This is a genomic window from Candidatus Syntrophosphaera thermopropionivorans (genome assembly GCF_004353895.1).
Lineage (GTDB): Bacteria > Cloacimonadota > Cloacimonadia > Cloacimonadales > Cloacimonadaceae > Syntrophosphaera > Syntrophosphaera thermopropionivorans.
Window position 1 is genome coordinate 4343 of sequence record NZ_SMOG01000035.1, and the last position, 4085, is coordinate 8427.

Annotated in this window: 2 protein-coding genes and 5 tRNA genes (1 of these 7 cut by a window edge); 4 read left to right on the forward strand and 3 right to left on the reverse strand. The window is 37.9% G+C overall.

What is annotated here, in order from left to right:
• The 4 genes from E0946_RS07345 to E0946_RS06915 form a co-directional block, all read left to right on the forward strand.
• Nucleotides 1–55, forward strand: a tRNA-Gly gene (locus E0946_RS07345); it begins 121 nt to the left of the window's first position.
• A 10-nt stretch (nt 56–65) separates the two neighbouring features.
• Nucleotides 66–139 (forward strand) — tRNA-Cys (locus tag E0946_RS06905).
• Between the two features lie 10 nt (nt 140–149).
• A tRNA-Leu gene (locus E0946_RS06910) sits at nt 150–236 on the forward strand.
• 1 nt (nt 237) lies between these two features.
• A tRNA-Gly gene (locus tag E0946_RS06915) sits at nt 238–313 on the forward strand.
• A gap of 5 nt (nt 314–318) precedes the next feature.
• Here the strand turns inward: E0946_RS06915 and E0946_RS06920 are convergent.
• From E0946_RS06920 to E0946_RS06930, 3 genes are all read right to left on the reverse strand, one after another.
• Entirely contained in the window at nt 319–2073 is a 1755-nt protein-coding gene (locus tag E0946_RS06920; protein WP_133201738.1) for an ABC transporter ATP-binding protein, read from the reverse strand.
• Nucleotides 2066–3829, reverse strand: coding sequence for an ABC transporter ATP-binding protein (locus tag E0946_RS06925; protein WP_133201739.1), 1764 nt, complete (start codon nt 3827–3829; stop codon nt 2066–2068). Before E0946_RS06925 ends, E0946_RS06920 begins: the two co-directional genes overlap by 8 nt.
• A 30-nt stretch (nt 3830–3859) precedes the next feature.
• Nucleotides 3860–3937, reverse strand: a tRNA-Pro gene (locus E0946_RS06930).
• Between the last annotated feature and the right edge of the window lie 148 nt (nt 3938–4085).

Here is a 4085-nt window from a genome sequence, read left to right on the forward strand (position 1 = left end):
GAGCGCAACCTTGCCAAGGTTGATGTCGCGGGTTCGAGTCCCGTTTCCCGCTCCAGATGAATTAAGGCGACATAGCCAAGCGGTAAGGCAGAGGTCTGCAAAACCTTTATCCCCGGTTCGAATCCGGGTGTCGCCTCCAAAAATAGCGTGCCGGAGTGGTGGAATAGGTAGACACAAGGGACTTAAAATCCCTCGGACTTTTGTCCGTGCCGGTTCAAGTCCGGCCTCTGGTACCATGCGGGAATAGCTCAGTTGGTAGAGCGCAACCTTGCCAAGGTTGATGTCGCGGGTTCGAGTCCCGTTTCCCGCTCCACTCTTTTATTCCTTTAAATGCTCGTGTAAGAAATCGTGATATTCCTGATTTTTAAAGACAAGTTCCTCATGTGTGCCCTGATGTGTGCAACCCTGTTCGTCTATAAAGAGTACCTTATCCACATAATGCAAAGTTGAAAGCCGATGGGAAATCACTATAGCAGAAATTCCTGGATAATTTGCATTTAAATCTTCCCAAAGTTTTTCTTCGTTCTCAGCATCCAGTGAAGCAGTTATATCATCCAACACCAGAAGTTGTGGTCTTTTTATCAATGCTCTCGCAATAGTTATACGTTGCTTCTGCCCACCTGATACACCTAATCCTCGTTGTCCAACCAGAGTTTCATCCTTATCTGGAAAAGAAGCTAATTCCTGCTCTAATTGAGCTGTTTTCACGGCAATCTGATATTCCTCTTCAGAAATCTCATCCACAGGCATAAGGATATTTTCTTTTATTGTTCCAGTGAAAAGCACTGGTTCTTGTGGGACATAGCCAATGAGTTCACGCAATGCATTTAACTCTATCTTGGAAAAAGGAATCTCGTTAATCAGAATTTCACCTTTATCGGGTAAAAGTAAACCCACTATAAGATTAGCAATAGTACTCTTCCCCGCTCCTGTGGAACCCAGAATCAGCAGTTTTTCACCTTTTTTAAACTCTAAATTGCAGTTTCTAAGTGCTGGTTCGTCTTTTCCCGGATAGGTGCATCTAACCTCTTGAAATGTTATATCTTCTATATCTTTAGGTTTTATATCACCTCGCCAGTTATCATAAAAGCTGGGAAAATCTTTTATCTCTTCTAAACGGTCTATATTAACAAAAGCTTGCTTTCCGGAAACAAATAACTGGGGCAAATCAAGCAATGGATATATCATCATCCCTAAATAGGAATAAAACATATAGAAAGTTCCCACTGATATAGTGCCCTTCACTGCCATATAACCACCAAAGAGAATCACACCAATCTGCGCTATATAATCAATATAGCCGTAAATCAATTGGAGAAGTGCATTTAGTTTAACCACGCCCAGCTCAGTTTTGAATCGTTGTGCCAGTGCCTTATCAAAGAAGCGATTATACTTTTCTTCGCTGACAAAAGCTTTAACAATCCTTATTCCAGAAAAACTCATTTCCAGCTGACTATTAATATTACTTATGGCTTTCTGATTAAGTTCAAAATTTCGATAGAGCTTGTCCGAGGCAAAATAGAACACCACCATCATTATAGGCAAAGAAGCAATAGAAAGCAAAGTAAGTCTGGTATTAATACTGAACATTACCACCAGAGCAAAAACAATTAAAGAGAATGAATTAACTGCCCGGAAAATCCCTGAACAAAGAAACCAGCTTATCTTAGAATAATCCGTTAAATCATCGGTTAATCTGGTTACAATATCACCAGTCCTAAATTTATGGAAAAACCTAAAGTCCTTGGTCAATACGAATTTAAAATAGTATTTTCTTAGGAAATTCTCAAATCTGATATTCATCCAACCCCGAATGGCAGGATAAAAACCTGTGATAAATTGAGCAAAGCCAAGAGCAACAAAGACCCAAATAATACGATTTATTTCCTGCATAGGATTTGGATATTTGGCAGGTTCTCCTAAAATATTCTTTAGTAAGTCCAGCAATCTACCAAATAAAATAGGATAAGCAATGGAAACTGCTGAACTTGCCAGCGTAAATACCAGCATCAAGAGAACAAACCACTTTTCTCTCTTCCATTGATTAACAATCCATTTGATGTGCTTATCCAAGAGTGTCCTCCAGTCCAATCATCTGGAGAGTAACTAATTTTCTGTATTCACTGGATTCTTTTAACAGTTGTTGATGTGTACCCCTATGAATAATCCTTCCTTTATCAAAAAAGAGAATCTCATCTGCATCCAGAATAGTGGTTAAACGATGTGCCACTACTACAACTGTTTTATTGGCAAAGACCCTTTCCATACTATGTTGAATTCTGGCTTCCGTTTGAGGGTCAACCGAGGCAGTAGCTTCATCCATAACGATTATTTCAGCATCAAAAGCCAGAGCACGAGCAAAACTTATTAGCTGTTTTTCTCCTTGAGAAATGTTTTGACCCCGTTCTGCTAATTCAGTATCCAAACCAAGACGCTGTTCTTGAATAAATTCATCTAATTGTACTACATTAATAGCTTCTTTAACCTTTTCTTCAGATATAGCATCGTTGTAAACTCTTACATTCTCTAAAATGCTACCTGGAAAAAGAAAAACATCCTGCAAAATTAAGCCAATCTTTCTTCTCCAGGCTCTAAAATCAATCTCTGAAAGAGGAACTCCATCAACTAAAATCTGTCCCTTTTGTGCTTGATAAAAATAACACAGTAGACTAACCGTAGTAGTTTTTCCACTACCAGAAGGACCAACCAGTGCTATCTTTTTACCTTTGGGTATGGTGAAAGAGATATCCTTTAGCACCCAATCTTCATTATTGTAAGCGAACCAGACATTTTCAAAGCGAATCTCATGCTCAAAAGTAGGAAGTCTCTTTCCAGTAAAAATCTCATCCTCAGATTGAAGCTCGTTCAGCTCTAAAATCCTTTTTAAGGACACAAAGGAACGCTGAATCTGCATAACATTTTCTGAGATAGACATCAGGGGCCAAATCATTCTATAGGTGTAATCAATAAAAACAATAAGAGTCCCCAGCGTTACAATGCCTGCCATAATCTGTGGTGCGGTTATCCTTATAATCATTACAATGAAAAAGACTTCAAATAGGAACATAAAAAAACTTTGAGCACCATATTCCAGATAGGTGGTTTTGGTCTCCAGTTTATATTTATCATCCGAAGCATTTCTCAAATCATTATAGACTTTATTCTGAAGATTCAAGGATTGAATTATAGGCACTCCCTGAACATAGTCTGTTATCTTAGCCGTAACCAGAGCGTTCTTTTCTCTTATCTGACGATAGAATTTGGATAAATACTTAATCAAGTAGTAATAAGCTATAACACCAACAATTATACCAGGTAAAATATAAGCAGCCACATGCCATTCTTTTAAAAACATAACTAAAAATATCCCAATAAAGAATAATAGATTGCCGATAATACGGATGGAAAGATCTGAGAATAAAGCTTTTACTCTCTCTGCATCTGATTCCACTCTGGCTATTAATTCTCCTACTGCTTGTTTATTGAACCATTCTACTGGAAGAGTTAAAAGATGACGAAAAACCTGCGCTTTAAATTTCGTGATTACTTTCACTCCCAGTTTTGAAAGTAAAATAGTTTGTAGATAAGTGAGAGCACCGGACACCAAAACTGCTGCTATAAACATTGCACCATAACGATACATCTGAGAAACATTTCCCGAAGGAATGCTTTTATCTACTATATTGGCTAGTATTAAAGGATAGACTAATTGCAAAGCTGAAGTGCAAAGCATAGCAAAAAGACCAAAGCCTAAAAGCCCTATATCCTTCTTAATAAAGGGATAAAGTAAATGAATATAATATTTCAGATTTTGCTTTTGATTGGGCATTCGCTCTTATTACCTGTAATTATATAATTATGGTCGGGATGAGAGGATTTGGACCTCCGACCTCTCGGTCCCGAACCGAGCGCGCTAACCGGACTGCGCTACATCCCGACCGTTTTATGCATACTTTAACTTACAGACTAAATGTCAAGAGTTAATTGCTAAAATTATCATTATTATTAGGTTTTAGCAATCTTGAAATGTTTTCCTTACTCACATAAAAAAGGAGAGAAGATATATTCACCTTCTCTCCTTAAAA